The sequence below is a fragment of the Pseudanabaena mucicola FACHB-723 genome (genome assembly GCF_014696385.1).
GTDB lineage: Bacteria > Cyanobacteriota > Cyanobacteriia > Pseudanabaenales > Pseudanabaenaceae > Pseudanabaena.
This window is the reverse complement of sequence record NZ_JACJQB010000090.1, coordinates 1-2,773: the sequence shown is the minus strand read 5'-3', so window position 1 is coordinate 2,773 and position 2,773 is coordinate 1. Positions and strand designations below refer to the sequence as shown.

Here is a 2,773-nt window from a genome sequence, read left to right as displayed (position 1 = left end):
AGTTAGATAGCATCATTAACAATATTTTTTAATTTGTCGTTTCTAGTTTACTAAATTAGAAGCGATTTTTTCTAGTTATTTCTTATCGTTCAACACTTCTGGTTTCAACCATGTCCATTACTTGCACCGTATGGTCATAGCAGTCCCGCAAAAATACCCGCACATCGCGGTCAATTAAGGGGCTTTCCTCGCGAATCAAAGAATTAATTGCATCCCGTTGCGGCCAAATAGCACGACGCAATAGTAATAGCTCGCGTTTAATTTTATGAATTTTGTCTAGGGTCTGACGGGTTGGATTGGCGACCACCTCATCTTGCAAATCCTCAAGACGTTCACCATAGTCTTCTAGTACAGGAAAAAAGCCATCGACGATCGCATCAATGAGCGAGTAGGCGAGATAGTCAGACTTTTGTGATCGAATTACGCCGCGATTGCGGTGGATGCGCTGTCGGATTGGCTCAAACACATCATTTTCGGGTTCTTCCTGCACTGTCAGTACATAATTTTTACCCAAGATTAAACTTACTTGCTCGTCATAAAAGCCAATCCCATCATCACGGCTAGTCACCATGTGCAGAATAATTAATTCCTGAGCCTCAAAACTCTCCACTTTGGGACGTTGGGGAATGTTAACAATATCTTCTAGCACCAGCTCATGGAGGCTAAACACTTTACCCAGCCTTTTTAAGACATCTTCAGAACCTAAACCTTGGACATCAACCCATGAGACTGACTGGCTGTCTAAATATGGAAAACATTCTTCAGGAGTAGCCAATTGCATTCCCAGTGCTTCTTCAGCGTTGTAATCAATCAAGAAGATATTGGGAATAGTCGCGTCTTCGTCAATGATCAGCGTGCCAGGTGGACTCCCTGGTGCAGGTTCATTAAAATCATAGAACTCTAGTTCTTCTTCATTTTCTTCAGAATCATCTTCGATGGGGCTAGGCTTAAATCGGGTAGGGTTGTGAAGCATAGTGAAGCGAGTCATGAAATACACTTGTCAGTGTGCCACATTGTTAAGGCTAGTCAGTCTATAAATGTCTAAGAATTAATAGATACACACCGAAAAAAGAACGATATTTGCCATAAAGTCTATGAAATGCCAAGCAGCCTCGAAGAAGTTTAAGTTGGGTCATTTATTGTCGATCGCATCTCTCGCTTGCTTAAGTAATGTGGTTACGGGAAATGCGATCGCAGGGCCATTGCCTGATCAGATTCTTTGGGGCAAGCCATCCTGTGATGTCAGCAGTGCCGAGATTTTGCGTAAACATGAGTTGCGAAAATCGGCTTTGATTACTAGTGCGAGTAACCCTAAAGCGAAGGCACAATATCAAGAAATTCTCCAAAAACATAAATCTGACTTACAAGCTTGCCGCGATCGCAATTTTCCGAAAACCCAAGCAACTTGGATCAGACTCTATCCCAATGATGCCAAGGCTGGCGTATTAGAAGATGTATTTGATAAGGTTGCCAATCGTGGCTATAACCAAGTTTTTATCGAAGTTTTCTATGATGGGCGCGTACTGCTCCCTGTCGCGGACAATCCCACACCTTGGCGATCGGTGATGGAGGAGGCTGTCAAATCGGGCGAAGTACCTGCGGACTATGATCTGTGGCAACAGGCCGTGGCAATTGGTAGAGAACGTGGCATTAAAGTCTATGGCTGGGCATTTGCGATGAATTTTGGCTATGGCTATAGTGAAGTGCGTGGCAAAGCGGCTGCTTTGGCAATCAATGGCAATGGCGACAACAGTATTGCTAATACTAATTTCGATCGCAAATTGGTCAGTAATGGTCGCGCTTTTTATGAAGATGCCTATGAAGCTGATCATTTGTTCATCGATCCCTACAGTGCGATCGCCAAAAATGATCTGACCATGGCAGTAAAGGCTCTCATGCAACGCAATCCTGACGGCATGGTATTTGACTATGTGCGTTACCCCACGACCGCCACAGGAGCATTGATTGATAATGTCAAGCAACTATGGATTTATGGACAGTCTTCACGGGCAGCCCTGCTTAACAGCATCAATGATAAAAACGTGCGCGAACTGATGGCGATTTATCTCCAAAAAGGCAATATCAATGCCGATGATGTGATCCAGACTGAGAAAAAACTGGCCGCCGCCTCTAAAGTGCAACCAATCAACATCAAAAATCCTCAAGACAAGGCGAAGACTGTCCAAAATTTGCTCTGGAATATTGCTGCAAATCATGCCTATCAAGGCGTACTTAGCTTTGTGAATGCAGTAACTACTCCTGTACGGGAACAGAATGTTCCCATTGGTACGGTTTTCTTTTCGGGCGGCAATCGTAACGAAGCGGGCAAATTAGATCCCAAAATGCAGCCTTGGGATCGCTTCCCTAGCTCCATGGAGCGTCACCCCATGACCTACGCCATCTGTAATGATGGCACATGTGTCGCCGAACAAGTCGCTGAGGTCGTCCGCAAATCTGCTCCAGAAACCCTTGTGTGTCCTGTCTTGGCAGGGACTTGGGGACAGAGCTTTGATGGTCATGCCAGTTTTGAAGTGCAAACGCGAGCCATCCTTGCGAAAACACCTAAGTTGAGTTGCATTAGTCATTTTGTCTATTCATGGATGGAACCCGAAAGCGACCGTCTTCGCAAAGCAGGCAAAGCTACAGGTCTGGAGTCTGCAACTATGCCCAAATAAGTAGCCATGCAGAATTATTTACACATATCCGAACTAATGGGAAGATTCTAAGAATCACCATATCCGAACTAATTACTGTGAGACTAATTGAGCCACTT

At 44.6% G+C, this 2,773-nt stretch carries 1 protein-coding gene and 1 pseudogene; one reads left to right on the top strand and one right to left on the bottom strand.

Features of this window, described 5'->3' with window-relative positions; all coding sequences use genetic code 11:
• Window positions 1-100: 100 nt before the first annotated feature.
• A pseudogene (gene corA / locus H6F41_RS18610) lies at window positions 101-973 on the bottom strand (magnesium/cobalt transporter CorA); the annotation flags it as partial.
• Window positions 974-1,094: 121 nt separating this feature from the next.
• Here corA and H6F41_RS18605 point away from each other — a divergent pair.
• On the top strand, window positions 1,095-2,675 hold the full coding sequence (locus H6F41_RS18605; protein WP_190404951.1) for a glycoside hydrolase family 10 protein: 1,581 nt from the start codon (window positions 1,095-1,097) through the stop codon (window positions 2,673-2,675).
• The last annotated feature ends 98 nt before the right edge of the window (window positions 2,676-2,773 follow it).

Excerpts from the sequence above, each read along its gene's own strand:
- H6F41_RS18605 (WP_190404951.1), top strand. The coding sequence starts at position 1,095 with ATGAAATGCCAAGCAGCCTCGAAGAAGTTTAAGTTGGGTCATTTATTG.